This is a genomic window from Streptococcus sp. SPS1 (assembly GCF_030439915.1).
Taxonomy (GTDB): domain Bacteria; phylum Bacillota; class Bacilli; order Lactobacillales; family Streptococcaceae; genus Streptococcus.
Genome location: NZ_JAQFJG010000001.1, coordinates 35496 through 62402 on the forward strand (window position 1 = coordinate 35496; position 26907 = coordinate 62402).

A 26907-nucleotide genomic window follows, 5' to 3' on the forward strand; every position below is an offset into this window, starting at 1 on the left:
CGAAGTTTGACTTTTTCTAGTTTATTAGGGTACAATAGAGAAAAGATAGAAATGAAGTGAAAAATATGCTACCCGCTTATATGAAAATCCACGATCAGATTAAAAAGGATATTGACGAGCACCGTTGGTCCATTGGTGAAAGACTTCCCAGTGAAAGAGATTTAGCAGAGCAGTTTGCGGTCAGTCGCATGACCCTCCGCCAAGCTATATCTCTATTAGTTGAAGAAGGTGTTTTAGAGCGCAGAGTTGGAAGTGGCACCTTTGTATCCAGTACACGTGTACAAGAAAAGATGCGAGGGACAACCAGTTTTACTGAAATTGTTAAGTCCCAAGGTAAAGTTCCCTCTAGCCAGCTCATTTCTTACAGAAAAACCATCCCCAATGAGCAGGAAGTTGCCAAGTTAGGAATTTCTCCAACGGAAAATATTATCCGAATGGAACGTGTTCGCTATGCCGACAAAGTTCCTCTGGTTTATGAAGTTGCTTCTATTCCTGAAAAATTCATTAAGGACTTTAAAAAAGAAGAAATCACCAGTCATTTCTTCCAGACTCTACAAAAACATGGCTACCGTATTGGTAAATCACAGCAGACCATCTATGCTCGCCTTGCTAAAGAAAAAATTGCCCACTATTTGGAAGTTGAAAAAGGACACGCTATCCTTGGGCTGACTCAAGTTTCCTACCTAGAAGATGGGACAGCTTTTGAATACGTAAAAAGTCAGTATGTAGGCGAACGATTTGAATTTTATCTTGAAAATAATTAGATTACTAGGCAAAAACTCTCTGTCACGGACGACAAAGAGTCTTTTTATTTTTCTAAGAGTAAATCTTTCAAAGAAATCAGGGTTACAGCAAACAATATCATTGCCATACCAAGAAAATCAATGGGATAAAATTGTTCATTCATGATTAGAAAGGCAAAGAATACAGCCGAAATTGGCTCAATTGAAGCCAACAAGCTTGACTTGACCGGTCCTATCAGACTGGCTCCTTTAAGGAAAGCTGTATAGGCAAAGACAGTCCCGATAAGGATAATACCTGCAAACGCAAGGAGAAAATCAAGACTAGTCGGTATATTGGCCTGTAGAACTCCTGTAAAAGGAAGGGCGACCAAACCAGCTATGACCATTCCCACACCAATGACCAAACTGCTCCCCCACTTCTTAATCAAGGCTATGGGCAAAATGATATAAAGAGCGTAAGTCAGAGCAGAAAAGAGACCCCAGAACAGACCTGCAGGTGTCATAGATAACTGGTCCAGCTGCCCATGAGTAGCGATCAGGAAGGTTCCTCCAATGGCGAATATGATGGAAATAATCTCTCCCAGTGTCGGCGCCACCTTATCCTTGATACAGCTATAAATCAAAATCCCGACAGGACAAACATACTGAAGCACAGTCGCTGTTCCTGCATTGGTTTCCTGAATAGCAGTTAGATAGGCAAACTGGTTGAGAAAAAGACCAATTAGAGCAAAAATGAGAAGAGACAGCAAACTCTTTCTATCCTTTAAAAAGGCCAGCATTCTATCCTTTGCAGTGGCATAAGCCAAGAGCATGAGAATTCCACCAGCGATTAAAAGACGCAAGTTGGTCAAAACCAGAGCCGAAATTCTGTGTGCCATCAGGTATTGGCCACTCGTTCCTGACAAGCCCCAAGCAATCCCAGCCACAACTGTTAGTAAAGTCCCTTTTAAACTATTTGACATGTCTCTCCTTACTCTTCTTTACGAATCAAGTCCATTACTTGATTGCGGTCTACAATCCATTGAGCTCTCTCATCCTTTTCATAGGTACGATTCGATAGGAAAATGGCCGCTTCTTGCTTCTGACGATTCCACATGATAAAGGTACCTGTATAGCCCGTATGGTCTAGCCAATCGCCTTCCAAATTCCATGCCAAAGAACGTTCCTTGTCATCCAAAGGAGAAAAATTTTGACTCAAATCTCTTGCAAAATCATCTGCTAAATAGTGTTCTAAAAAGATTTGTAAATCTTTTACAGTCGAAAACAAACCAGCACTACCAGCATGTCTGCCTAGGAGGCGAGCCTTGGGATCATGTACCAGACCTGCCTCTACACCTCTGACTGTTGGAACAGCAAGCTCAACCGGCCCAAACTGGGTTTCATTCATTCCCCAAAGATTCCAGACTTGTTCTTGTAAAATCACATCCAGGTCTTGATTAAAAATTCTTTCCAAAATAAAACCCAACAGCAAAAAATGGACATCCGAATAAAGAAAGGCTGGCTGACTTCTTCTATTGAGATGAAACATAGCTTCCTTTAATTCAGAAGCTGTTAAAAGATCACGATTGGGAATAAAAGGATCAAGATCTGTTGCGTGAGTCAAGAGCTGGCGAATAGTGATGTCTGGAAAATAACTCTCAGGTAAAAAATCGGCTACTGGTCTGTCAATATCTATTTTACCTTTTTCCCACAAAAAGGTAAAAACTGTGCCAACCCCAACAACCTTGCTAACACTGGCTAGGTCATAAACCAGTTCTGCCTCAGTCTGCAAGCCATGCTCTGGGTCACTCTGGCCTAAATAGAGCTCCGTCCATTGATTGTCCTTAAAATATGCAAAAGAGGCTCCGGGATAAATCCCTGCCTCGATTTGTTCTTCTATTTTTTTAATAATCTTGGTCCACTTCATACTTCTTCAAACCACAATTCAACATTATTTCTATCTTTACCAAGGAAGAATTTTTCAGACTTAGGAATAAAATATTCGGTAGACTCAAACTTCTGGCGAAGACTTGCTATGTCTAATTCATTGACCAAGAACTTAAGCATAGATAAGTCCCAAGTAACCGTATTGTCTACAGTCAAATCCTGCCCCTGTGCTGGGATAAAATCAAGGGATTCCCCAATTTCAGATAGTTCCAAGAAACTATCTACATCCGTTGGGAGGTGTAATTCCATAGAAATTTCAAATTTACTTAAAGAAATTGACTCCAGATCTGTTTGAAATTCTGGCTTTTCTCCTACTTCTACTAGACTTGCTCTGTCATCTTCCGCATGAATCAAAATCAAATCATCTTCTGGTGAAAAAATTTCAAAAGCGTAGCCATTTTGCCCCTTATATAATTGATGAATCGAATTCGTTTTAGATAAGAGTCCTTCGATTTCCAAGGGATTTTCCACCTTGATAATCAATCTAGCCAGTTTTTTTCGTCCCTCTACCTTACGAGTACGCATGCTTGGTGCTTCTTCCAAAACCAGCTTCTCAAGACCTGTTTGATCACCTAGTGATAGAAAGGCCGACTCTTCTAATAAGGCCTTCATGCCAAGGGTTTCAATATAAAATGTTTCATTTAATTTTCTATTATTAACTTTTAAAGTAGGAATAATCCGTACAATTTGATTCACATTCATAAATTCCTCCGTCACTTTTTATTTTAAAGGATTTTAGAATTTTTTACAAGATATTATGCTCAAATTTACCAATTTTTCGTAAAAATTTCACCTAAAAAACCGAGGATTTCCCCGGTTTCAATTTCTTATAGGTAAAGGAATTTGAAAATAGCTACTGCCGCAATTGCTGCTGCGATAGGTGCTACTACTGGTACCCAAGAATACCACCATTTTGAATCACCTTTGTGCTCACCAAGAACTGATTTTGGAAGGAAAGCATGAAGGAGACGTGGTCCCAAGTCACGGGCTGGGTTCAAGGCAGGTCCTGTAGGTCCACCAAGTGATGTTACCAAAGCCATAACAAGGAAACCAAGTGCCAAGTGAGCTACTGAAAGTCCTGAAGCAGTATGTGGTGCTACTTGGGCTTTGATTGCTAAATCAGAAAAGTCAACATTTTGACCTGCTTGACTAGCCATTTGTTTCATGTATTGAAGCACTTCAGAACCAAAGAAGTTTTTAGTCATACCAAGGGCTGCGAAGAAAAGAACAAATGAACCAACAAACTCATTTACAAAACCATTAACAGTTGCTGCAAAATGTGATTCTTTTGTACCATTATCCAAACTTGAAATTGTTGAGAAAGTACCCAAAATGTTGTTTGGATTTTCAGTTTTCAAGTAGTATGGGCGGTGTGTTGCCACAACCAAGGCTTGACCAAAGATAGCACCCAAAACTTGTGCGATGATATAAGGCGCAACTTGTGCCCAAGGGAAGAGACCGCTGATTGCAAGTCCAAGAGTGAAGGCTGGGTTGATGTGGTTTCCAGATACGTTACCAAACATCAAGGCTGGAATCATAACCCCCATACCATAACCAACAGCGATAACGATCCAGCCACTTTGGTGACCTTTCGTACCTTTAAGTTCAACGTTAGCAACTGCACCATTTCCAAGAATGATCAAAATAGCAGTTCCCAAAAATTCAGTGGCATATTTAATTGCCCATGTGAAATCCATTTGATAGATTCTCCTTAAAATTTTTTAGACAATCCTTATTCTATCAATTTTTATATCTTTTAGCAACTACTTTCCCAAAAGATTATATAAGAAAGCGATTTTATTTTTTATATAAAACAAAAGGATTAAGGGAGTGAATTTCCTTAATCCGATAGTTCTTATTCTTGACGTTGTCCGAAATCAGCAATCATCTGATCCATTTCTTGTCGACTCGGAGTTGTCAGCATATAAAGGTAATCTCCTTGAAGTTCTGCGAAGGCCGCTGGCATGATTTTTTTAACCTTGAACTGCTGGCTATATTTGGCAAGCAAGTCCTCCTCAGAATAGACATAGTGAACATTTGCACGGCGAGAAGTAGCCAAACAATACTGCGGTTCAAACTCTGACACTGGGAACTCTTCTCCTGCGACAATCGCCGCATAGCCTCGGTAGAGGTCCAAGGAATGAGCAAAGTTATAAACATCAATGGTAAAACCACCTGCAGGACGGTTATTGTACTCAATGGCAATGTAGTCGTCCCCGTCACGGAAGAACTCAATATGGAAGAAACGTTCTTTCATACCAAATTCTTTGACAATTGCCTCACCATATTTACGTAATTTAGGATCCATATCCTTGAGAACGTAATAAGAATTGTCCATCTTGTACATCATGAGATCAAGCGGTGTATAGGCGTAGTCAAAGGTCGTTGAAAAGACGATTTTACCATCCTTGTCCACAAGACCATCAAAGGTGCAAATTTCGCTAGAGGTGACAAATTTCTCAAAGAAATAAACAGTTGAATGATCCCACTCAGTCTTGAAGTGATTGATATCGTCTTCTGTTTCAAGCTTAAAGGTTGCGGCTGCTCCCACTCCATTATCAGGTTTGGCAATCATTGGAAGGCCGATTTCATTCACAGCTTGATCAACATCTGCTTCCGTCTTGATAACAGCTCCAGGGACCACAGGGACACCTGCTTTTTTGAACAGCTTCTTCATTTCAGACTTAAATTTCGTCTTTTTGAGATCCTCTGGTTTGGCACCAAAGACATTGAATTGTTCTCTGAGTGTTGCATCCAGCTCAAGCCAGTATTCATTATGAGATTCGATGCGATCAATTGGACCATGTTTATAGAAAAGGAAAGCAACTGCACGTTTGACTTCATCTATGTTCTCAAGGTTATCTACACGGAAATACTCGGTCAGGCTATTGCGCAAGGGCTCATCCAATTGCTCGTAAGGCTCTTGACCAATTCCCAAGACTGTGATGCCTTTATTAGCTAGTTCGATGGTAAACTGTTGAAAGTTTTGTGGATAGTAGGGAGAAATAACAAGGTAATTCATAAATAACTCCTTTTATAAATAGAGATTGCCGAGGAAATAAGGCATTTGTTTGCGCCACCATTCCCAGTCGTGGGCGACATCGTGTCCCCATTCAGCAAACCAGGCTGGAATTTGTTTCTGGTCAAAGGCTTCTTTGAGCTTGTAAAAGGATGGTAGACCGTCTTGTTCCCAGGCACCAAGACCCGTACAAAGCACAATCTCTGCCTGACGGTAACGATCAATAAACCAGCCGTCGTTCTGATTCCAGATATAATCTACTGGCGAGTTTTGGTAAATAGCATCGTCATTGTAGTAATCGCCGACAAAGAAACGTGCGTCGTAAACACCACTGAGAGCTATCACCTTGGTAAAGACATCTGGATGCTGGAGGAAGAAATTGAGTGCATGATAGGCTCCCATAGAACAACCTGTCGTCATCATTCCATCAAACCAACCTGTCTTGTGCTTGATAAAAGGAATGGCCTCCTCAATCACATAGCGCTCATAGGCACGATGCATCTCCGCTTGGTCGTGACCGTTTTTCCAAGTGGCCAACCAGCTCTCACTGTCTACACTGGATAGGGTAAAGAACTGAACACGGCCTTCCTCGATAAAGGAAGCACAGGCATCAATCATGCCAAAATCATAGTATTCGTTGTGACTACCACCTGATGAAGCAAAGACCACAACTGGAATCCCAGCATGTCCATAACGATTAAGGTACATTTCACGGTTAAGATTGCCACTCCAGTGGCTAAGGTTTTCAATATGCATTGGCTTTCTCCTTTTCTAACTTACCATTTCTCTGCAAAAAATCTCAGACAGTCTGGTAAATTTTCTGACCAAGGGATTTCACTATGGATGGCACCAGACTGAACTTTCAAAACAAGATTGCCCAAGTGTACTCCCCCCGCTATCAAATCATGGTAATAGCGAAGCGATGAGTCGATATAGGCTTGTTTAATATTACCAGCCATCAATGTCTTGTCTGTATCATCCGCTTCTTCCGTTCCCACATAGATGAAGATGCGCTGGTCAGGCGATAGTTGCTGACGCTCGATGTAGCGATTAAAGGCTTCTTGATGGAGCCAGTTAGCAGATGAAAAGACGCCCAAGCAACCAATTTGGTCTTGGTATTCCAAACCGATAAACTGGGTAATATTCCCTCCTAATGAGGAACCAATCATGGCTGTATGCTGGCGGTCTGCTTTTGTACGGTAGGTCTCATCGATAAATGGCTTGACCACCTCCATAACAAACTCGGCATATTCCACACCCTTACCGCCAAACTGCTGCCCTGGGATAGGAGATTCTTGGAACTTCCAAGCCGCATACTCATTCATCCGCCCCATACCGTCATTATCAATGGCTACGACAATCATGCGACTGATATCAGGATTACGTTTGATGGCTGGGATAATCTTCCATGAGTGACCAATAAAGGATTCTTTACTATAAAAGACATTTTGCCCGTCATGAAAGTAAACAACAGGATAGGAACGATTCGTGTCTTTCTCATAATCTTTAGGCAGAAGAACACGCACACGGCGCTCCTTACCTGTATAAGGAACCTTGAGCTTGTGTTCTTTCATTTTTAGATAAAAGTAGGAATGATTCATTGTCAGAAAACTCTCTATATTCAAAATTTTATTTTATTATATCATAAAAATAGAAAAAAAGTTAGTTTTTCACCTGTTTTTAGAGAAAAAACTAACTTTTTTAACTGATTTTCGCTATTCTTTTGTGTTTTCTGATTAGAGCAGATTGTCAATCAAGTCATCGACTTCATCTTTTTCAGCTTGAGGTGTAATCTCAGTAATCATGATTCCAGTCACAGCTCGCTCAACTAAACCTTCAACATCCATGCGAGTTTCATACTGCTCCGCATTCTTAATCTTAGGATTTGTTTTCGGACGATCTGGCGCAAAAATGGTACAACAGTCTTCAAAAGGCTGGATAGAAATTTCAAAGGTGTCAATTTCCTGAGCAATGTCAATGATTTCCAACTTATCCATTGTCACAACTGGACGGATGATGGGAGTGTTGGTCACAGCGTTAATAGCCTGCATGCTTTCCAAGGTCTGGCTAGCTACTTGACCTAGACTTTCCCCATTGATGATAACCAAACCATTTCGTACCTCACGAATACGGTCGGTAATCCGCATCATAAAGCGACGCGTCAAGGTCATGAGATAGGCTTCTGGCGCCTTGGCCTTGATTTCCTCTTGAATCTCTGTAAAAGGAACTTCGATAAACTGGATATTGCCACCAAACTTAGTTAATTTACGAGTTAAATCTTGGGTTTTCTTAAGAGCACCAGGACTGGTGTAAGGTGGACTAGCAAAGTGAACTGCCTCGATATCCACCCCACGTTTCAAAGCAAGATAACCTGCTACAGGTGAGTCAATCCCTCCCGACAACATGAGCATGCCTTTACCTGAAGTTCCAACTGGCAAACCACCAGCCCCACGAATGGTTTCATAAGAAAGATAGGCAGCTTCTTCACGGATCTCCACCTGAAGATTGATGTCAGGACTTTTCATTTGAGCTTGCACATTTGGAATGGCTTCAAAAACAGCTCCTCCAAGTGTTTGGTTGAGTTCACGACTATCCAACTCAAAGTTGTGGTCGCTACGCTTGCTAGAAATCTTAAAGGTCATGCCTTCCTTGTAGATGTCCTGCATAATCTCTTGGACAGCAGACTTCAGAACTTCTACAGATTTTTCAACCTTATAAACAGGGGAAAAGTTTTGAATTCCAAATACTTGTTTGAGAGATTCTGCAACTGCCGTGTAATCTGCTCCATTGAGGTAAGCATGGGCACGGTCGCGATCTGCTGTTACCTTAACTTGGGGATAGATAGACAAAACGTCTGAAATATTATTACGAAGTTTATTGATGAAACGCATACGGTTTTTACCCTTGGTTGACAGCTCACCGTAGCGAATCATAATTTCTGAATACTGCATGAATGCTCCTATCTTACTTTTCTAGTTTGATTGTAAATCAATTTTAACTTAGTCAAAAACTGCTCGACCTGACTCATATCATTTTCAATATCTAGGCTAAGACGTACAGCTGACTGGGCCTTATCTTTATCCACTCCCATTGCAATCAAGGTGCCTGCAGGTTTTCCAGCCTTGGACGAACAAGCAGAGGTCGTAGAAATAAAAATATCATAGTCTTCAAAAGCGTGAACGATGACTTCACCACGAACACCCTTGATTCCAAAAGTCAGGATATGAGGGGCAAAGTCTTCCTCATCTGAAAAGACAAAAATATCTGGATAGTCCAGAAGTGCTTGACGAATCACTGTCTTCATCTGCCCAGTCTTACTTGTAAAGAAATCTAGCTTCTCCATAGACAAACGGAGAGCCTTGGCTGTCGCTGCAATCCCTGACACATTTTCAGTTGTCGAACGATAATCTCGCTCCTGACCACCACCTGTTAAAAGAGGCGTAATTTTCTTACCAGACTTGATATAGACAAAACCAACACCACGAACTCCGTGGAACTTGTGACCAGAGAAAGTCGCGAAATCCACTCTATCAGTCAGATATTTTTCTGTTGGAATTTTAGCAAGTGCCTGAACCGCATCAACGTGGAAGGAAATAGTCGGCTTATCTGCCAACAATTCTGAAATAGCTTGAATAGGTTGAATCGAGCCAATTTCATTGTTCACAGCCATGATAGAAACAAGGGTCGTATCAGGTCGTATCAAATCTGCCAGCGCCTCAACATCCACAAATCCTTTCTCATCTACCGGAGCAAAATCCACTTCAAATCCTTGACTTTTCAACCAAAGAGCTGATTCCTTGACTGCCGGATGTTCAATGGCTGATACAATGATGTGCTTACCAAACTGAGTCTTTTCAAAGGCTACACCCTTGATAACCCAGTTATCTCCTTCTGTCCCACCAGAAGTAAAGAAGATTTCATCGCTTTTCTTACCGATTAAATCTGCAATCTGTTGTCTGGAAGCATCTAAGATTCGTGTTGCCTGGTCTCCCAAACGATGGAGACTAGATGGATTTCCTAAAATTTTTGAAGCCACCTGAATATAGGTTTCAAGGGCTTCAGGATAGGGCTTGGTTGTCGCCGAATTATCAAAGTAAATCATGTTTTCTCACGCTTTCTAAAATCACTCCTTCTATTGTATCATGAAACGGAGCCTGCGACAAGAAAGGGCATTTCCTCTTTTTTTAAGATTTTTTTAAAGAAATGCGGTATAATAAATTTTAATTAAAGGAGAGAATGTATGTCTAATTATCGTAGAACTTCAAAACCAAAAACAGAACACATTAAAAAAGGCTTTACAGTCTTTCAAAAAACCGTTGCTACAATCGCTAGTATCCTTGGCTTGATTACCGCAAGTATCACGATTATGAACGCATTGGATAATAACAAAAATACTAAAAAAGAACCTACGACAAGCCAGACGACAACAATTGTCAAAGAAATTCAAAAAGAATCCCCTAAGGAAAATACTACTCCCAATAAGGAAAATCACACCACTCAAGAAAAAACACAACAAGAAGAAACGCCAAAATCCAGCGTCAAGGAAGAGAAAAAAGAAGAACAGAAAACAGCAACTCAGGACTCTACTACTCCTACTCCAAGTAAACCTGCCGCTGATAATGAAAAACAGTCCAATACCCCAACTTCAGAAAATAAAACCAATCAATAGCCAGAAAAATAGCTTCCTTCCAAACTTGGAAAGAAGCTATTTTTTATTGTTGCAATACTTTTCTTGGCTTGGTCCCCTCAGCTGGACCAATGACACCTGCCATCTCAAGTTCTTCCATGAGGCGGGTCGCACGGTTAAATCCAACAGACAAACGACGCTGAATCATGGATGCACTGGCTTTCTGGGTTTCGATAACTAAAGCCTTGGCTTCTTCAAAAAGCGGATCCCCACCAGATTCACCATCTGAAAATTCTCCGTCATTTTCAGAAACCTCACCTGGATCAAAGCTCTCATCGTAGTCTGCATCTGCCTGGGCCTTGATGAAGTTTACGATGCGTTCAACATCATCATCCGAGATAAAGGAGCCTTGGAGACGAACTGGATGATTTTCATCAATCGGTTTAAAGAGCATGTCTCCTCGACCAAGTAGTTTTTCTGCTCCATTTTCATCCAAGATGGTACGGGAGTCTGTCCCTGATGAAACCGCAAACGCCACACGAGACGGAACATTGGCCTTAATCAACCCAGAGATGACATCAACAGATGGACGCTGAGTTGCAAGAATCATATGGATACCAGCAGCACGCGCCTTCTGCCCGAGACGGATGATAGCATCTTCCACTTCCTTGCTAGCCACCATCATGAGATCAGCCAACTCATCCACAATCACGACAATGAGCGGTAGCGGAACCTGCTTATACTCAGACTGGGCATTGAACTCTTCTACCTTGGCATTAAAACCTGCAATATTCCGAACTCCCACCTTGGCAAAGAGTTCATAACGATTTTCCATTTCATCTACAACCTTTTGCAGAGCCTTGCTAGCCTTACGTGGATTGGTCACGACTGGAATCAAGAGGTGGGGAATATCATTGTAAACAGACAACTCAACCATCTTGGGATCGACCATCATAAACTTAACTTGGTCTGGTTTTGCCTTCATGAGAATGCTAGCGATAATGCCATTAACTGCTACTGACTTCCCTGAACCCGTTGAACCTGCGACGAGTAAGTGGGGCATTTTAGAAAGGTCAAAAGCTCTTGCGGTTCCATTAACCGCCTTTCCTAGAGGAATTTCCAAGAGATTTTCTGCTTTCGTTTGAGATTGTTCCCATAGTTCGCGGAAAGAAACTGTCGCAATCTCGGAGTTAGGTACTTCGATTCCCACTAAAGATTTCCCTGGGATAGGTGCTTCGATTCGGACATCCTTGGCTGCCAAGGCTAGAGCGAGGTCATCTGCTAGATTGGAAATGCGGTTAACCCGTACACCGACTGCTGGCTTGACTTCATACTTGGTCACTGACGGCCCAATTTCAGCCCGTTCAACCGTTACCTTAATACCAAAGCTAGCAAAGGTTTCTTCTAGGATTTTGATATTTTCCCTAACAATTTTCTTCTCTTTAGACTGGTCTTTGGGTTTATCTGGTGCAAAGAGTTGTAAACTTGGAAGTTTGTATTCAAGGGCTTCTTTGGCTGAAAAATCGACCTGAACATCTTCATCATCTGAGCCATCTTCCTGTTCTAGGAATTCATGTTCAGCTTGAGGTAGGATGATTTCTGGTTCTACCCAGTCTTCTTCTGGAAAAGGTGGAGCGTCAAGTACAACATCTGCTGTCAAAATTTCACCCGTTTCCATATCAACAGGAGGCAAATCGAGCAAGGCTTTTTCGGTCTCTTCTTGTTCTAATCTAGCCTCTTCCTCAGCCTTTTGACGAGCTTTTTCTTCCTGTTTGACAAAGCGTTCCTCTTTTCGACGCTCATGACCTTCCCGCCATTTGACAAATCCTCTACTGAAAAATTCAGCAATATCATAAACAGACCAAGGACTGACTAGGAGAGCACCCACTAAAATCAAGATAGAACCAATAAAGTAAGTGCCGATATTTGAAAAGAGAAAGGCGGTTGGAATATAAAGAGCGACCCCAATCAGGCCCCCTCCAGCAAAACTGGTCGTTCGAAAACCAGTCAAATCAGTCACAACCTGAGCCATGGTCCCTTTTAGAACGGACTTGTCCAAACCATATTTCCAAACCAAGTAGGCCTCAAAAATCAGGAGCAAACCTGCAAATATGGTGAAAAAGCCAGATAAGAGCCCTTCCTGTTTTCGTATCCACTTGAAGAAGAAGAGATAGAGCAGGATACCAAATATTGCCAAATAGGCTAGGCTACCCACCAACAAGCGAATTAAATTGTAAAGAGTTATACCTGCAGCCCCTAATTTGAAAGCTGCGAAAATCAATAAAATCGCGATTCCTAGTGAAATCAACATTCGTTGGATCGCTTCTTTTCTTTCGAGTTCTGCTTTAGACGGTCTCCGTCTTGTTTTACTTGTATTCTTGTTTGCCATTCTTCTATTATACCATATTTCACAAACATTTCGGAAAGAGAAAAAGACTGCACCAAACGGTCCAATCTTTTCATTTTCTATCTAATTTTTATGCTTGTGGTTTGCGTAGGTAACCATAAACCACACCACTTACGATTGCTCCTACCAAGACAGCAACGAGGTAAAGAAGGGCATTAGAAGTAAGGGCGATAACGAAGATTCCTCCGTGTGGCGCCATGAGTTTGATACCAGTAAGACCAACGAGTCCACCTGCTACTGCCGAACCAAGAATGAAGCTTGGAATAGCACGAGCTGGGTCAGCGGCACCAAATGGAATCGCTCCCTCAGTGATAAATGACAAGCCCATGATGATGTTTGTTAAACCAGAGTTGCGTTCTTCCTTAGTAAATTTATCTTTAAAGAGAAGCGTTGCGACAAAGATAGCAAGTGGTGGCACCATTCCTCCAGCCATAACTGCTGCCATAGCAACAGAACCACCTGAAGAAACAGTTGCTGCAAGCGTACCTGTACCAAAGACATAAGCTGCTTTATTGACTGGTCCACCCATATCGACAGCCATCATTCCTCCAAGAACGATACCAAGAAGGACAGCTGAACCTCCTCCAAGACCGCCTAGGAAGTCATTCATAGCAGTGTTGATTGCCGCCATAGGGATATTCACAGCTAGCATGACAAATCCAGTCAAGATTGTTCCAAGAAGTGGCAATAGAAGAATTGATTTAGCACCTTCAAGTGAACGAGGAACTTTAACGTATTTCTTGATAGCAAGAACCAAAGCACCTGCGATAAATCCACCCACAAGGGCACCTAGGAAACCAGATGAGACACCTGCAAGAGTTGAAGTTGCCTCACCACCTGCAGCATAAGGAATTTTACCAAAGGCAAAACCTTCTTTGGCAATAGCACCAGCCACGAAACCTGCTACTAAACCTGGTTTTTCAGCAATAGAATAGGCAACATAACCTGCAAAAACTGGAAGCATCAAACCAAAGGCTGCTCCACCAATTTTCATGAACATAGAAGCTAGTTCATGGTAGGAACCAAGATTACCAAGATTTTCATTTGGAACACCCAAAGCACCATCAATCAAGAAGGCAAGGGCAATCATGATACCACCACCGATAACGAATGGCAACATTTGAGATACACCACTCATCAAGTGTTTGTAGAATGCACCACCAAGGCTTTGTTTTTCGTTGCTTGCTGTTGCAGCTTTGGCTCCATTGGCAGCACGATAAACTTCAGCATCTCCTGAAAGAGCCAAGTTAATCAATTCTTCTGTCTTACGGATACCGTCAGCAACTGGACGATTGATCAATGGTTTGCCATCGAAACGATCCATTTCAACGGCCTTGTCTGCTGCGATGATAACAGCTTTAGCCTTGCGGATATCCTCTGCAGTTAGTTGGTTTCCAACACCGCTAGCTCCGTTGGTTTCAACCTTAATTCCAACACCCATTACAGCAGCCACTTTTTGAAGGGCTTCTTGGGCCATGTAAGTGTGGGCAATACCTGTCGTACAAGCTGTAACAGCTACGATAAAGTCACCAGAGTCATTGGTAGGTGCTTGAACTGGCTCCTCAGCTTTTTCTGAAGCTTGGTCAAAGAGTTCAATGACTTGGTCAGCTGATGTTACTTGACGAAGTTTGTCTGCAAAACCGTCTTTCATCAAGTATTGAGACAATTCTGCCAAGGCTGCTAGGTGAGTGTCATTGGCACCTTCTGGAGCCGCAATCATGAAGAATAGATCAGTTGGTTGCCCGTCCAAGCTCTTGTAGTCAACACCCTTGTTTGACTTAGCAAAGAGAACTGTCGCTTCTTTGACAGCAGCGTTTTTGCTGTGAGGCATTGCGATACCATCTCCTAAACCAGTAGAAGTCAAGGCTTCACGCGCCAAAATTCCTTCTTTGAATGTTTCAAAATCTGTCACATAACCGTGATCTACCAAGCTTTTAATCATCTCTTCGATGACAGCAGTTTTTTCAGTTGCCTGCAAATCCAGCAACATAACATCTTTTCTCAATAGGTCTTGAATTTTCATCTTTTTTCTACCTCAACTTTTTCATATGTTTCTTTAATAAATTCCGCCGTTGCCAAGTCATCCGAGAAGGTGGTTGCCGTTCCGCAAGCTACTCCCCTTTTGAAGGCTTCTACTGCGTCTTTTGATTTGACAAATTCACCTGTAAATCCAGCGACCATAGAATCGCCAGCTCCGACAGAATTTTTGACTGTTCCTTTGATTGGTTTAGCGAAATAAGCTCCCTCAGATGTGACAAGAAGGGCACCATCACCAGCCATAGAGATAATGACGTTTTGAGCACCCTTAACCAGCAATTCTCGAGCATATTTTTCAATTTCATCTAAACTTTCGAGTTCAACTCCAAAGATAGCTCCAAGTTCGTGATTATTTGGTTTAACCAAGAGCGGTTGGTATTCCAAACTATCAATCAAGGTCTGTCCTTCAAAGTCACAAACCACTTGCGCACCCGTCTGACGCGTCAAGGCAATCAAATCCTTGTAGATGACATTGCCTAGATTCTTAGCACTTGAACCAGCAAAGACAACTGTATCTTCTGCTGTCAGACTAGATAAAATAGCTGTCAACTCTTCTAGCTGGGCTGGTTCAACAGTTGGACCCGTTCCGTTGATTTCTGTTTCTTGGTCTGCTTTGATTTTAACATTGATACGAGTATCTTCTGCCACTTGGACAAAACGTGTCTCGATTTCTTCCTCTGCCAAAGTATCTGTAATAAATTTACCAGTAAAGCCACCGATAAATCCAGTCGCTGTATTTGGAATATCCAAGCGTTTCAAGACACGACTGACATTGATTCCTTTCCCACCAGCAAACTTATCATCACTGTCCATACGATTGACACTACCGACTTGGACTTGGTCCAAACGAACGATATAGTCAATGGATGGATTGAGTGTGACTGTATAAATCATACTTCTATTACCTCCGTTTTCTCCTTAATAACCTGCAAGAGCTCATGCCCTTGACTTGTGATAACAATAGCGCGTTTGAGTGGTGCTACCTTGGCAAAGCAAGTTTGTCCAATTTTAGACGAATCCACCAAGACATAGGTCTGTTTGGCATTCTCTAAAATAGCACGCTTCACAGCTCCCTCCTCCATATCAGGAGTCGTATAATAGCCATCGTCCACACCATTCATCCCGATAAAGGCACGGTCAAAGTGCAATTGGTTAATCTGGTTAAGAGCAACGCCCCCGATGCTAGCATCCGTCGCCATCTTGACACTTCCTCCAACCATGACAGTTGGAATTTGCTTTTCAACCAACTGAGCAGCATGGTGAATGGAGTTGGTCACGACTGTAACATTCTTATTGACCAATTCATGAATCAAAAAGGCTGTCGTTGTTCCAGCATCGATAAAGATGACATCTTGTTCCTTGATGAGAGAGGCTGCTTTCTGAGCCAACAACTTCTTCTCTTGAAGGTTTTTGACAGATTTTTCTTGAATGGTTTCTTCTTCCTGCAAGGAATGAGGCAATTCTGCTCCACCATGCACACGACGAAGCTTGTTTTCTGCTTCCAATTCATCCAAGTCTCTTCGAACCGTTGATTCTGACGTTTCTAGCAAACTAACTAATTTTTCTAGAGAAACTACATGATGTTGATTTAACTCCTCTAAAATCAGTTGTTTCCGCTCTGTTTTTAACACCGAATCACCTCCTGTTATCGTTTACACTATTCATTCTATCACACTCTCTTTCAAAGTCAAGCATTTTTTATCATTTTCTTTCAAATTCTATCATTTTTCTCATTTCCAGAATTTTTATTGCAAGATAAGAGGCTTTATGGTAGACTATTTGAGTAAGCATTGGAAGATTACTCAAGAGGCTTAAGAGGCCGTGTTGGAAACGCGGTAGGCGTGTAACAGCGTGCGTGGGTTCGAATCCCATGTCTTCCGTTTATTTTAAAAAAGATACCCAAGAAATCTTGGGTATCTTTTTTCTTATATGCTTGTTTTATAACTCGGGTGAATTTCTTAGAAAATATCAAATAACAATTTCACATTGAGAATTGTTAAGATAATGGAAACGATATAGCCAAGGATGGTATTCCATTTGGCATTGGTAAATTCTCCCATCAGTGATTTCTTAGAAGTTAGATAAATCAGTGGGAAGATTGAAAATGGAAGAGCAATCGAAAGAAAGACTTGTGAATAAACCAATAACTGATCCAATGTTTTTTCCTGATGACCAAACAGAACCGCTACAATCATGACAGGCAACAAGGCAAAGAGACGAGTTGCCAAACGAATGAACCATTGAGGTAATCTCATATGCAAGAAACCTTCCATAACGATTTGTCCAGTCAAGGTACCCGTAATTGTCGAATTTTGACCACTGGCTAATAAAGCCAAGGCAAACAAGGTTGATAAGGTCGAGCTAGCTATAGCTCCTGCAATAGTAGAATCCTGCAAGGCATTATACATTTGAGAGAAGGCAGAAATCTCAGATGCATGGCCGAAAAAGAGAGCCGCTCCTAAGATCAAAAGAAGGGAGTTAACCACAAAGGCCAAGGATAATTGGAGATTTGAATCCCAGGTCATAAAGCGCACGGCTTTTCGAACATCATTCTTGTCCTTGTGATTGATTTTCCGAGTTTGAGACAAGGAAGAATGCAAATAGAGGTTATGGGGCATAACCGTTGCTCCCACGATCCCTAGTGCCAAGGTTAATTGACTTTCATGCCCTGGCAAGGGACTTTCAAATAAGGTTGCATTCGGTAGATAACCCTCAACGATTCCTTGGAAGCTTGGATGTGACAAAGCTACCAGATAGGTAAAAATTGCTAGAATGGTTAAAATCAGTGTTGTCACAATAGCTTCAATCTTCTTAAAGCCAAATTTCATCAGAAGCAATAAGAGAAAAACATCCAACACGGTCAAGAGAATTGCTATCATAATCGGAATCTTAAAGAGAAGATTGAGAGCAATCGCTGAACCTAGAACTTCTGCCAGATCTGTCGCCATCAAGGCTAATTCTAAAATCACCCATAGACTATAACGAAGCCATTTAGGTGAATGATGAGCCGTTGCTTGAGCCAGGTCCATCTGGGTTACAATACCAAGCTTTCCTGCCATCTGCTGAAGTTGCATGGCAATGAGAGATGAAATCAAGATAACAAACAAGAGACTATACTTATAGGAAGCACCACCGACTACACTGGTAATCCAGTTTCCTGGATCCATATAACCAACTGCGACAAGAGCACCCGGACCTAAAAAGGCATTTAAATTTTGCCAGAAATGATTGTTATTTGGAGTATCGATAGATTGATTAATCTCAGAGAGTGACACTTTTTTATGAGAAGACATAGATACTTACCTCTTTCTAAACCTACTTTTTCATTATTTTCTATTAGAGAAAAATAAGATTGACTTTAAACTATTAAAACAATGAAAACTATATGAAAAACATTTAGTTTTTTCATTATTTTTCTTAAGGTACCTTAATATTTTTCTTAAGGCACCTTAATTATAACAGAAAAAATGAAAACTATATGAAAAACATTTAGTTTTTTCATTATTTTTCTTAAGGCACCTTAATTATAACAGAAAATATGATAAAAACTTAAGAAAATTCAGGACTTGATTTAATATTTAGGATACAACAAAATGTTGTATTCTTTTTTTGCAAAAGAATACCAAAGAATAAAATAAAAAACGTTGATTTAACAACGTTTTACCAAGTAATGCAAAAGAATGCAAAGGAATAATGGAGCCGGTGGGAGTCGAACCCACGTCCAAACACCTGCCAACATATTTGTCTACAACCATAGGTTATGTATTAGTTTAACAGTCCCTCGACACATAACTCAAGCCTAGAAACTGCGAGTCTATCAATCTCTTATCAAGCCGCTAGACAAGACTTAATCGTATCTCGCTAATAATAAGACCTGTCATTGAACACGAGCAATCCAAATCGGGTCACGCCTGCTGGTTTTTAGGCAGCTAGAGCGTAAGAAGTGTTATTTTTTGCAGTTATATTTAACTGAGCGTTTACGTCGCCACACGAGTCGCAAAATATGCCTCATAATGCCTGTCGAATCCGTAACGACCCCAAAAGACAATAAAACCATTATACCTTATCTAACTCAAAAATGCAAAAAGGAAATCAACTAACTACACAAGATAGTCTTTCAAGGCTTTGGTCAAAACCTGATAACCAGTAACACTAAGGTGCAGTCCATCAGTTGTATATTCTTTTTTGAGTTGGCCTGCTTGGTCTGTCAAACTATCAAAAACTGGCACAAATTCTACCTGCATATAGGCAGAAGCAATTTCTTGATAGGCTTGATTCCATTTTTGAATTTTTTCATTCGTGCGGATATAGACTGTCTGCTTGTACTCCTCGCCTTCATTAACTGGCAAAATAGAAAGCAATTTTATCTCTGTCAGTGGATAATCACGAGCAATGGATTGAATGATAGCTTCGAGATTATTGAGAGCATCATTCAAAGGCACATCTTTTCCGATATCATTTGTCCCAATCAAAAGGACAATTTTATCTACCGCCCCACCGTACAGATGCGCATCTAGATTCTCTCGTAACAGCCTTGTCTGATAACCTCGAATGCCTCGATTGACAATCGTCTTTGAAGTCCCAAACAACTCCTGCAGAGGATAATATTCGACAATGGAATCCCCAATAAAAAGAACATCTGGTTCAACAACAGAAATGCGATTTAAGTGACGATACTTGTTTTGGATTTTTTCTTGTTCCTTTAGTAACCAATTTTCTAATAACTGTACTGCCACTTCATTCTCCTTTTTCTAACCAGTTTTCCAAGACTTGATAAACTCCTCCTTGGCTATTGGCTGGCGCTAGAGCCGTCGCAACAGCTTTGGCCTTATCATCAGCATTTTCCATCGCATAGGCAATTCCAGCCATTTCAAGCATTTCAACATCATTTTCACTATCGCCAAAAGCCATGATTTGTTGGGAGGTCAAGTCCCAGCGCTTGAGTAATTCTTCCAAGCCCCATGCTTTATGAATTCCAGCTTGGAGGATATCAATGCAACCATAGCCACTGGATACAGCCCGAACACGGCCATCAAAGAGGTCATTGATTTCTTCCAAGACCGAACTCAAACGTTCCTCACCAACAACCATACTCATCTTGAGCACACCACCAAAGAGAGCAGATGTTAATTCATCCACAAACTGCATCCGTTGGTAGAATTTTTCAATCATTTCTGGAGTCATAAAACTTTCAAGGTCTGTAAAAATCGTACCTTCCTTGACGAAACCACCCTTCATCCCCGTTACAACAAACTGGTCCTGACACGCTCGACCCTTGAAATGAGCCAAAGCCTTGTCAACAATGGCATCATCCCAAGTCTGAGCCTGAATCAGTTCATTGTTTTCAAACATACGAGCACCGTTGGCAACCACCAGAACCACTCGATCCACCAAGTGCCCCAGTAGTTGCCTCATGCGGTGAATTTCATTGCCCGTCGCGATGACAAAACGAATGCCCCTTTGATCCAACTGATCTAAAATCTTTTCCAAGCGTGGGAGATCCAGCTGGCCTCTAGCATCCAGCAAGGTTCCATCCATATCTGTCGCAATTACCTTAATCGTCATTTCATTTCCTCTGGATTCAAGCTAGTCCCACTTCAATCCCACATGTTCGTTCATTTCTTTATAGGCTGTATCAATTCGTTCCTTAGTCGCTTCATCTAATTGGTCACGATGACTGCCACCCTCTATGAAATCTTCCAATATATAGGTTTGATAATGATATAGGGGATATCCTTCTGGTGAAAAGGTTCCCTTTGGTGTTCGATTGACCCAAGTAGGATGAGCTTTAGCTGTTCCGATAGTTGTTTTTCCATCCTTCTTCTTAATGGTCACGTCCATGAGAACGCCACGTTCAGTCCACTTAGCATTTTCTTCATCTCCCATAGATTCAATTCGTTGATTGGAAATGAAGTTCCCCATTGAATAGATAATGAGTTTCTTTTCTCCATCTTTTTCAACAATTTCAGATGGCTCCACAACGTGTGGATGCCCTCCAAAGATGATATCCGCCCCCCAATCAATCATCTTGTGATAAAGAGCTTTTTGTTCTTCAGTTGGTTCCAAGCGATACTCCACACCCATCTGAGGCATGATAATGGTGATATCTGCTTCCTTCTCTGCCCGTTCAATTTCAGCCTTCATCTTATCTTCGTTTAAATCTGAAAGATAACGATTATAGTCTTCCTGAGAAATATACTGCTCAATTCCATTGAATCCATAAGAATAGGCCAAAAGAGCAACCTTGATCCCATTCACTTCCTTAATGACCAGCGGAGCCTGATCACGTGGTTCATGCGTATAAACTCCGATTGGAGTGATTCCAGCTTTCTCAATAATATCAGCCGTTGAAATAACTCCCTCAATTTGCGAATCCAAAATATGATTATGAGCTAAATCCAGCACATGATAACCTGCATCCTTAATGGCATCCATAACTTCAGCAGGAGCATTAAAGAGAGGATAACCTGCTAAATAATGATCCTTATTAATGGTTCCTTCAAAGTCACCAATAGCTAAATCTGCTTGCTTAAGCCAAGGTGTCACATACTCAAAATTCTCATGAAAGTCATAGGTACCGTCTTCTTTTTTAGCTGAAAAGAAAAGTCCATCGTGGTAGAGCAAATCTCCGTTGGCCATAATTCTAGCAGATTTTTCCTCTTCCTGCTCCTGAGACTTTTGCTTAGTCCCTTCTTGAGAAATAGTATCTCGTTTTTGACTGGTCAGAGGCATGCCTTGGAAACTTTCAAACAACAAGACCAAGCCCATTGATAAAGCAACTGCTAGCAAGAGTACCGCCACAAATCCTTTATTGCTCCACCTGCGATAACTCCTAAAAAAGTTTACCAAGCCCTTCATAAAACGAAAAGCTAAACCACCCTGATTTCTATCTTGTCTTCTTTTCATCTTCATTCTCCCTACTTTCTTATGCAAGCCTTTTCTTTTTATTATATCATAGATAAGTAATTCTTTCACAATTGATACTCTTCGAAAATCAAATTCAAACCACGTCAGCGTCGCCTTACCGTATATATGTTACTGACTTCGTCAGTTCTATCTGCAACCTCAAAACAGTTTTTTGAGCAACCTGCGGCTAGCTTCCTAGTTTGCTCTTTGATTTTCATTGAGTATGAATTGAACTTCCTATCTATTTTCTATAAATCCTAAAGGCTGTAATACTTTCAATCCTTGTCATTTTGTGTTATCATGTAGAGGTAATGAAAGGAGAGAAAATGTCTGCTATAGAACGTATTACAAAAGCTGCTCACTTAATTGATATGAACGATATTATCCGCGAGGGGAATCCTACTCTACGCGCAGTTGCTGAGGAAGTCACTTTTCCCTTGTCTGACCAAGAAATCATCCTTGGCGAAAAGATGATGCAATTCCTCAAACATTCCCAAGATCCTGTCATGGCTGAAAAAATGGGGCTACGCGGTGGGGTAGGACTGGCTGCTCCTCAGTTGGATATCTCAAAACGCATTATCGCTGTTTTGGTGCCAAATATTGTTGAAGAAGGCGAAACGCCACAGGAAGCCTACGACTTACAAGCCATTATGTACAATCCAAAAATCGTCTCTCACTCTGTTCAAGACGCTGCTCTTGGTGAAGGAGAAGGTTGCCTATCTGTTGACCGCAACGTGCCTGGCTATGTTATTCGCCATGCCCGCGTTACTGTTGACTACTTTGACAAGGATGGAGAAAAACACCGTATCAAGCTCAAAGGCTACAACTCCATCGTTGTTCAGCATGAAATTGACCACATCAACGGAATCATGTTTTACGACCGTATCAATGAAAAAGACCCATTTGAAGTTAAAGATGGTTTACTGATTTTGGAATAAAGAAAATCCCGTTGCAAGACGGGGTTTTGTGTTATAATAGAGGCATGAAAACAAATGATATTGTCTATGGCGTCCACGCCGTTACCGAAGCCCTCCTTGCAAACACAGGAAACAAACTTTACCTCCAAGAAGATCTCCGAGGTAAGAATGTTGAGAAAGTCAAAGAACTGGCTACAGAAAAGAAGGTGTCCATTTCTTGGACTTCAAAAAAATCTCTCTCTGAGATGACTGAAGGTGCTGTCCACCAAGGTTTTGTTCTACGAGTATCTGAATTTGCCTATAGCGAATTAGAACACATCCTAGCAAAAACACGCCAAGAAGAAAATCCACTTCTATTGATTCTGGATGGCTTAACTGACCCTCACAACCTAGGCTCCATCCTGAGAACGGCCGATGCAACCAATGTTTCAGGTGTCATCATTCCCAAGCACCGTGCTGTCGGAGTTACTCCTGTCGTTGCCAAAACGGCCACAGGTGCTATTGAACACGTTCCCATTGCCCGAGTGACCAACCTAAGCCAAACTCTAGACAAACTCAAGGATGAAGGCTTCTGGACCTTTGGAACGGATATGAACGGTACTCCTTGCCACAAGTGGAATACAAAAGGAAAAATCGCCCTCATCATCGGAAATGAAGGAAAAGGCATCTCTAGCAACATCAAAAAACAGGTCGATGAAATGATTACCATTCCGATGAATGGACATGTTCAAAGCCTTAATGCCAGTGTTGCTGCAGCCATTCTCATGTACGAAGTTTTTCGAAATAGACTATAAAAAAGTTTCCAGTCATCTGATTGGAAACTTTTTTATGATTATACTCAATGAAAATCAAATAGAAAACTAGGAAGCTAGCTGTAGACAGCTCAAAACATGTTTTTGAGGTTGTAGATAAGACTGACGAAGTCAGTAACCATACCTACGGCAAAGCGAAACTGACGTGGTTTGAAGAGATTTTCGAAGTGTATTAACTATGTTCGGTGATAAACTTGTAGGCTTCTTGACCAGCGATAGCTCCATCTCCAACCGCTGTTGTTACTTGGCGAAGGTCTTTCAAGCGAACATCTCCAACTGCAAAGATACCGTCAACTGCAGTTTTCATGTGGTTGTCTGTCACAATCCAGCCTGCCTGATCTTGAATATTCAATTCTTTAACAAAATCACTAACAGGGTCCAAACCAACATAGATAAAGACACCACCGAAGGCTTGCTCTGTCACTTGACCTGTTTTCACATTTTCAAAAACGACAGATTCTACTCGGTTTTCACCCTTGATTTCCCTTACTACAGAATCCCAGATAAAGCTGATTTTTTCATTCGCAAAAGCGCGGTCTTGTAAAACCTTTTGAGCACGAAGTTGGTCACGACGGTGAACAATGGTAACAGTCTTAGCAAAACGAGTCAAGAAGAGGGCTTCTTCCACAGCCGAATCTCCACCACCAACTACCAACAAATCTTGGTCACGGAAGAAAGCACCATCACACACAGCACAGTAAGAGACACCACGACTGTTCAGTTCTTCTTCTCCAGGTACTCCTAAAGGACGATGTTTAGAACCAGTTGCTACGATAACGGTACGTGTTTCATATGTTTGGTCATCAGTCATCACTTTCTTAAAATCACCATGGTCTTCTACATTTTCAACATAACCATAAATGTGCTCAACACCAAGATTTTCAAGCGGTTCAAACATCTTTTCTGCCAATTCTGGCCCACTAATATTAGCGTATCCAGGGTAATTTTCGATATCAGAGGTATTATTCATCTGACCACCTGGCAGACCACCTTCAATCAAAGCTACTTTCAGATTGCTTCGAGCAGCATACAAGGCTGCAGTCATACCTGCAGGTCCAGCACCGATAATAATAGTATCGTACATATAGATTCCTTCTTTCTTGTTGTAACTATCTTTATTCTAACTCTTTCTTGTCAATCACGCAAGGATTATGCTTTGAAAACAAGAATTAAACTCATAACCGCAAAGGATAATACTGGAACAACCAAAACTCCAATCATAATCATATCATAGAGATGGGCTTGGCGAGCCTTGGCTGTCTTATCAACTCCCGACATGGCTCTCAGTCCAATCCAAATCCCTAAAAAAATCAGGACGAGGATGGTGGTCAAGATCAAACTCTCGAAATATAAAAAAAATAGTTGCAGTAGCATGATTTCTCTCATTTCTTTCTTTTTTAAAGAGTAAACTCAGCTAGTCCAGCTAACTGAGTTTTCCTTTATCTATTATATCAAATATAAGTCCGTTTGTAACTAGCAAAGAATTCTTTTGTCCGCTCTTCTTTAGGATGGTGGATAATCTCATCCGGTGTTCCAGACTCGATGATTTTCCCCTTATCTAGGAAGAGAATCTTATCAGCCACTTGGGCTACAAAGGACATGTCATGACTTACCAAAATCATGGTTTGACCTGACTTAGCAGCATCTGCAATAGACTTTTCTACTTCACCGACCAATTCTGGGTCAAGGGCTGAAGTTGGTTCGTCTAAGAGCAAGACATCTGGTTTCATGGCAAGAGCACGCGCTAAGACAACCCGTTGCTTCTGTCCACCTGATAAATGGCGAGGGTAATGGTTTTCACGGTCAGAAAGCCCAACCTTAGCCAACTCTTCCTTGGCAATCTTAGTCGCTTCTTGATCAGACAATTTCTTGACAACAACCAAGCCTTCTTTCACATTATCAAGTGCTGTGCGGCGTTCAAACAAATTAAACTGTTGGAAAACCATAGACAACTTACGGCGTAGAGCAAGGATTTCTTCTTGAGTGATCTTAGAAAAATCAACTGAGAAATCATCAATCTGAATAGAGCCACTGTCAGGTGTTTCAAGATAATTGAGACTACGAAGGAAGGTTGATTTTCCAGCTCCTGAAGAACCAATCAAGGCTACAACTTCCCCTTTTTGAATATCCAAGTTCAGATGATCCAAGACAGTCTGTCCTGAAAAGGATTTACTTAAATTCGAAATCTTAATCATTAACGAAGGTCTCCTTTCACATCTGTTTGCACTGTATCAGGTGCAGAAATAGCCATTTTTCTCTCGATGAAACGACCGAGGCTCTCAATTCCAATATTGACTACCCAATAAACAAGGGCAACGGAGATAAAGCGTTCAAAGTAACGATAATCGGCACCACCCAAAATCTGAGCTTGGGCAAATACTTCCACAACACCCGCACTAAAGGCTAGGGAAGTTCCCTTGGTCAAGCCGATTAGGGAATTGATTAAGGTTGGAGTCGCCACAACAGCCGCATTTGGAATAATCACGCGACGATAAACTTGTGCTCGGGTCATCCCCAGACTGCGTGCCGCCTCAATCTCACCAGGATTGACTGAGAGAATGGCTGCACGAATGGTTTCACTGGCATAAGCCGCTTCATTAAAAGCAAAGGCTACAATCGCAAAAGCAGCGGCTGGAATCGCATTGATATTGAGACCAGTTCCCCATTGCTGATTGAGAGCTTTCAAAGCCAAAGGAATTCCGTAGTAGGTCAACATGAGCTGCACTAAAATCGGTGTCCCTTTTAAGAAACTAACAAAGAAGGCCTGCAAGGGATATAAAATCTTGACACGATTGATCTTCACAATGGCAAAAAGAAGCGCCAAAACCAAGCCAAAAAAGGCACCACCAATTGTCAACATAATCGTTGTTGGAAGTTGTTGGACAATTCTCGGGATTCCATCAAAGACCGAACGCAGGCTAAACAGCTTGCCATCCGGAATCAATTGCATCAAGTTTTGGTACCAATCTGATGCTAAAATCGTTGTAACATTCATAAAAATATCCTCTCCTGATAATGATTCATTCTACCATACTTCTGCCGTCAATGAAATTATTTGCTACGGTCAGGTACAGACTTTGTCTACCTACTAGTTTATCATACTTTGAAACAGGGAGGCTATATATTTTATCTATCAAAGAGATAAGTAAAAACTATTTCAATCCCAATTCTTCATAAGGTTTTCGATAACCGATTTGCTTAACAGTTCCATTTTCTACTAAAATGGGCCGTTTTAACAACATACCGTCACTTGCTAGCAACTGAGCTGCTTCTTGGTTTGACAGGCTTCCTACCTTATCTTTCAGCCCTAATTCACGGTATTTGATTCCACTGGTGTTAAAAAATTGCTTCAACTCGAAACCTGAGGTTTCTAGCCAGTTTAAAATCACTTCTTGGCTAGGTGTTTCTTCGACGATATGAACGGCTTTATAGTCCACACCGAGTTGGTTTAATTCTTGTTTTGCTTTTTTACAAGTTGAACATTTTGGGTATTCGATAAATTCTAACATGTCT

26 protein-coding genes, 1 tRNA gene and 1 other RNA gene are annotated in these 26907 nt (G+C 41.3%); 5 read left to right on the forward strand and 23 right to left on the reverse strand.

The genetic code is table 11. The features are described 5' to 3' along the window. Positions 1 to 65: 65 nt before the first annotated feature. Positions 66 to 764 carry a GntR family transcriptional regulator gene (locus tag PCY12_RS00185; RefSeq protein ID WP_050262058.1) on the forward strand — a complete coding sequence of 233 codons (699 nt, stop codon included), beginning with the start codon at positions 66 to 68 and terminating at the stop codon, positions 762 to 764. Positions 765 to 808: 44 nt separating this feature from the next. On the opposite strand, the gene PCY12_RS00190 is transcribed toward PCY12_RS00185, so the two are convergent. The 9 genes from PCY12_RS00190 to PCY12_RS00230 form a co-directional block, all read right to left on the reverse strand. Beyond that, positions 809 to 1705 (reverse strand): DMT family transporter, encoded by an 897-nt coding sequence (locus PCY12_RS00190; protein ID WP_173270648.1) that lies wholly within the window; start codon positions 1703 to 1705, stop codon positions 809 to 811. Between the two features lie 8 nt (positions 1706 to 1713). Beyond that, complete coding sequence (locus tag PCY12_RS00195) at positions 1714 to 2649, reverse strand: serine hydrolase domain-containing protein (RefSeq protein ID WP_173270645.1); 936 nt, start codon at positions 2647 to 2649, stop codon at positions 1714 to 1716. Next, complete coding sequence (locus tag PCY12_RS00200; RefSeq protein WP_173270641.1) at positions 2646 to 3371, reverse strand: CppA N-terminal domain-containing protein; 726 nt, start codon at positions 3369 to 3371, stop codon at positions 2646 to 2648. Before PCY12_RS00200 ends, PCY12_RS00195 begins: the two co-directional genes overlap by 4 nt. A gap of 125 nt (positions 3372 to 3496) precedes the next feature. Next, entirely contained in the window at positions 3497 to 4366 is an 870-nt protein-coding gene (gene gla / locus PCY12_RS00205; protein ID WP_049491488.1) for an aquaglyceroporin Gla, read from the reverse strand. A 158-nt stretch (positions 4367 to 4524) separates the two neighbouring features. After that, positions 4525 to 5691: an ATP-grasp domain-containing protein gene (locus tag PCY12_RS00210; RefSeq protein WP_301351042.1), complete on the reverse strand. Its 1167-nt coding sequence runs from the start codon at positions 5689 to 5691 to the stop codon at positions 4525 to 4527. A gap of 12 nt (positions 5692 to 5703) precedes the next feature. Continuing rightward, a complete protein-coding gene (locus PCY12_RS00215) occupies positions 5704 to 6444 on the reverse strand; it encodes an esterase family protein (protein ID WP_138702948.1) in 741 nt (246 codons plus the stop codon). A gap of 20 nt (positions 6445 to 6464) precedes the next feature. Continuing rightward, on the reverse strand, positions 6465 to 7289 hold the full coding sequence (locus tag PCY12_RS00220; protein WP_173250070.1) for an alpha/beta hydrolase: 825 nt from the start codon (positions 7287 to 7289) through the stop codon (positions 6465 to 6467). Positions 7290 to 7424: 135 nt separating this feature from the next. Then, positions 7425 to 8639, reverse strand: a complete 1215-nt coding sequence (gene thiI, locus PCY12_RS00225; RefSeq protein WP_301351043.1) for a tRNA uracil 4-sulfurtransferase ThiI — start codon at positions 8637 to 8639, stop codon at positions 7425 to 7427. 8 nt (positions 8640 to 8647) lie between these two features. Beyond that, positions 8648 to 9790 carry a cysteine desulfurase family protein gene (locus PCY12_RS00230; protein WP_301351044.1) on the reverse strand — a complete coding sequence of 381 codons (1143 nt, stop codon included), beginning with the start codon at positions 9788 to 9790 and terminating at the stop codon, positions 8648 to 8650. A 138-nt stretch (positions 9791 to 9928) separates the two neighbouring features. Between PCY12_RS00230 and PCY12_RS00235 the strand changes: the two genes are divergently transcribed. Continuing rightward, entirely contained in the window at positions 9929 to 10357 is a 429-nt protein-coding gene (locus PCY12_RS00235) for a DUF6556 family protein (protein ID WP_301351045.1), read from the forward strand. 43 nt (positions 10358 to 10400) lie between these two features. Here the strand turns inward: PCY12_RS00235 and PCY12_RS00240 are convergent, their stop codons facing one another. From PCY12_RS00240 to PCY12_RS00255, 4 genes are all read right to left on the reverse strand, one after another. Beyond that, the gene (locus tag PCY12_RS00240) at positions 10401 to 12704 is read right to left on the reverse strand and encodes a DNA translocase FtsK (protein ID WP_367316691.1); all 2304 of its coding nucleotides are present in this window, start codon (positions 12702 to 12704) and stop codon (positions 10401 to 10403) included. Between the two features lie 88 nt (positions 12705 to 12792). Then, complete coding sequence (locus tag PCY12_RS00245; RefSeq protein ID WP_301351046.1) at positions 12793 to 14745, reverse strand: fructose-specific PTS transporter subunit EIIC; 1953 nt, start codon at positions 14743 to 14745, stop codon at positions 12793 to 12795. After that, positions 14742 to 15653, reverse strand: coding sequence for a 1-phosphofructokinase (gene pfkB / locus PCY12_RS00250; RefSeq protein WP_301351047.1), 912 nt, complete (start codon positions 15651 to 15653; stop codon positions 14742 to 14744). The genes PCY12_RS00245 and pfkB overlap by 4 nt, the downstream gene beginning before the upstream one ends. After that, on the reverse strand, positions 15650 to 16390 hold the full coding sequence (locus PCY12_RS00255) for a DeoR/GlpR family DNA-binding transcription regulator (protein WP_000920655.1): 741 nt from the start codon (positions 16388 to 16390) through the stop codon (positions 15650 to 15652). Before PCY12_RS00255 ends, pfkB begins: the two co-directional genes overlap by 4 nt. Positions 16391 to 16551: 161 nt before the next feature. Between PCY12_RS00255 and PCY12_RS00260 the strand changes: the two genes are divergently transcribed. Further along, positions 16552 to 16639 (forward strand) — tRNA-Ser (locus PCY12_RS00260). A 78-nt stretch (positions 16640 to 16717) separates the two neighbouring features. On the opposite strand, the gene PCY12_RS00265 is transcribed toward PCY12_RS00260, so the two are convergent. The 5 genes from PCY12_RS00265 to PCY12_RS00285 all read right to left on the reverse strand — a co-directional run bounded on the left by PCY12_RS00265 (position 16718) and on the right by PCY12_RS00285 (position 21665). Then, a complete protein-coding gene (locus tag PCY12_RS00265; RefSeq protein WP_000094601.1) occupies positions 16718 to 18052 on the reverse strand; it encodes an Nramp family divalent metal transporter in 1335 nt (444 codons plus the stop codon). Positions 18053 to 18450: 398 nt separating this feature from the next. Continuing rightward, positions 18451 to 18798: a transfer-messenger RNA gene (gene ssrA, locus PCY12_RS00270) on the reverse strand. A 61-nt stretch (positions 18799 to 18859) separates the two neighbouring features. Then, the gene (locus PCY12_RS00275) at positions 18860 to 19495 is read right to left on the reverse strand and encodes an SGNH/GDSL hydrolase family protein (protein ID WP_301351048.1); all 636 of its coding nucleotides are present in this window, start codon (positions 19493 to 19495) and stop codon (positions 18860 to 18862) included. Between the two features lies 1 nt (position 19496). Continuing rightward, on the reverse strand, positions 19497 to 20324 hold the full coding sequence (locus tag PCY12_RS00280; protein WP_301351049.1) for an HAD family hydrolase: 828 nt from the start codon (positions 20322 to 20324) through the stop codon (positions 19497 to 19499). A 21-nt stretch (positions 20325 to 20345) separates the two neighbouring features. Continuing rightward, positions 20346 to 21665: a CapA family protein gene (locus tag PCY12_RS00285; protein WP_367316692.1), complete on the reverse strand. Its 1320-nt coding sequence runs from the start codon at positions 21663 to 21665 to the stop codon at positions 20346 to 20348. 326 nt (positions 21666 to 21991) lie between these two features. Between PCY12_RS00285 and def the strand changes: the two genes are divergently transcribed. Next, positions 21992 to 22603: a peptide deformylase gene (gene def, locus PCY12_RS00290; protein ID WP_001272955.1), complete on the forward strand. Its 612-nt coding sequence runs from the start codon at positions 21992 to 21994 to the stop codon at positions 22601 to 22603. A 44-nt stretch (positions 22604 to 22647) separates the two neighbouring features. Further along, a complete protein-coding gene (gene rlmB / locus PCY12_RS00295) occupies positions 22648 to 23376 on the forward strand; it encodes a 23S rRNA (guanosine(2251)-2'-O)-methyltransferase RlmB (protein WP_000855758.1) in 729 nt (242 codons plus the stop codon). Positions 23377 to 23566: 190 nt separating this feature from the next. Here the strand turns inward: rlmB and trxB are convergent, their stop codons facing one another. From trxB to PCY12_RS00320, 5 genes are all read right to left on the reverse strand, one after another. Further along, positions 23567 to 24478: a thioredoxin-disulfide reductase gene (trxB, locus tag PCY12_RS00300; RefSeq protein WP_301351050.1), complete on the reverse strand. Its 912-nt coding sequence runs from the start codon at positions 24476 to 24478 to the stop codon at positions 23567 to 23569. A gap of 65 nt (positions 24479 to 24543) precedes the next feature. Next, the gene (locus PCY12_RS00305; RefSeq protein WP_301351051.1) at positions 24544 to 24768 is read right to left on the reverse strand and encodes a DUF4059 family protein; all 225 of its coding nucleotides are present in this window, start codon (positions 24766 to 24768) and stop codon (positions 24544 to 24546) included. Between the two features lie 77 nt (positions 24769 to 24845). After that, complete coding sequence (locus PCY12_RS00310; RefSeq protein ID WP_301351052.1) at positions 24846 to 25589, reverse strand: amino acid ABC transporter ATP-binding protein; 744 nt, start codon at positions 25587 to 25589, stop codon at positions 24846 to 24848. Then, positions 25589 to 26389 (reverse strand): amino acid ABC transporter permease, encoded by an 801-nt coding sequence (locus PCY12_RS00315; RefSeq protein ID WP_001103446.1) that lies wholly within the window; start codon positions 26387 to 26389, stop codon positions 25589 to 25591. Before PCY12_RS00315 ends, PCY12_RS00310 begins: the two co-directional genes overlap by 1 nt. A gap of 157 nt (positions 26390 to 26546) precedes the next feature. Then, a complete protein-coding gene (locus PCY12_RS00320) occupies positions 26547 to 26903 on the reverse strand; it encodes an arsenate reductase family protein (protein ID WP_000889094.1) in 357 nt (118 codons plus the stop codon). Positions 26904 to 26907 lie beyond the last annotated feature (4 nt).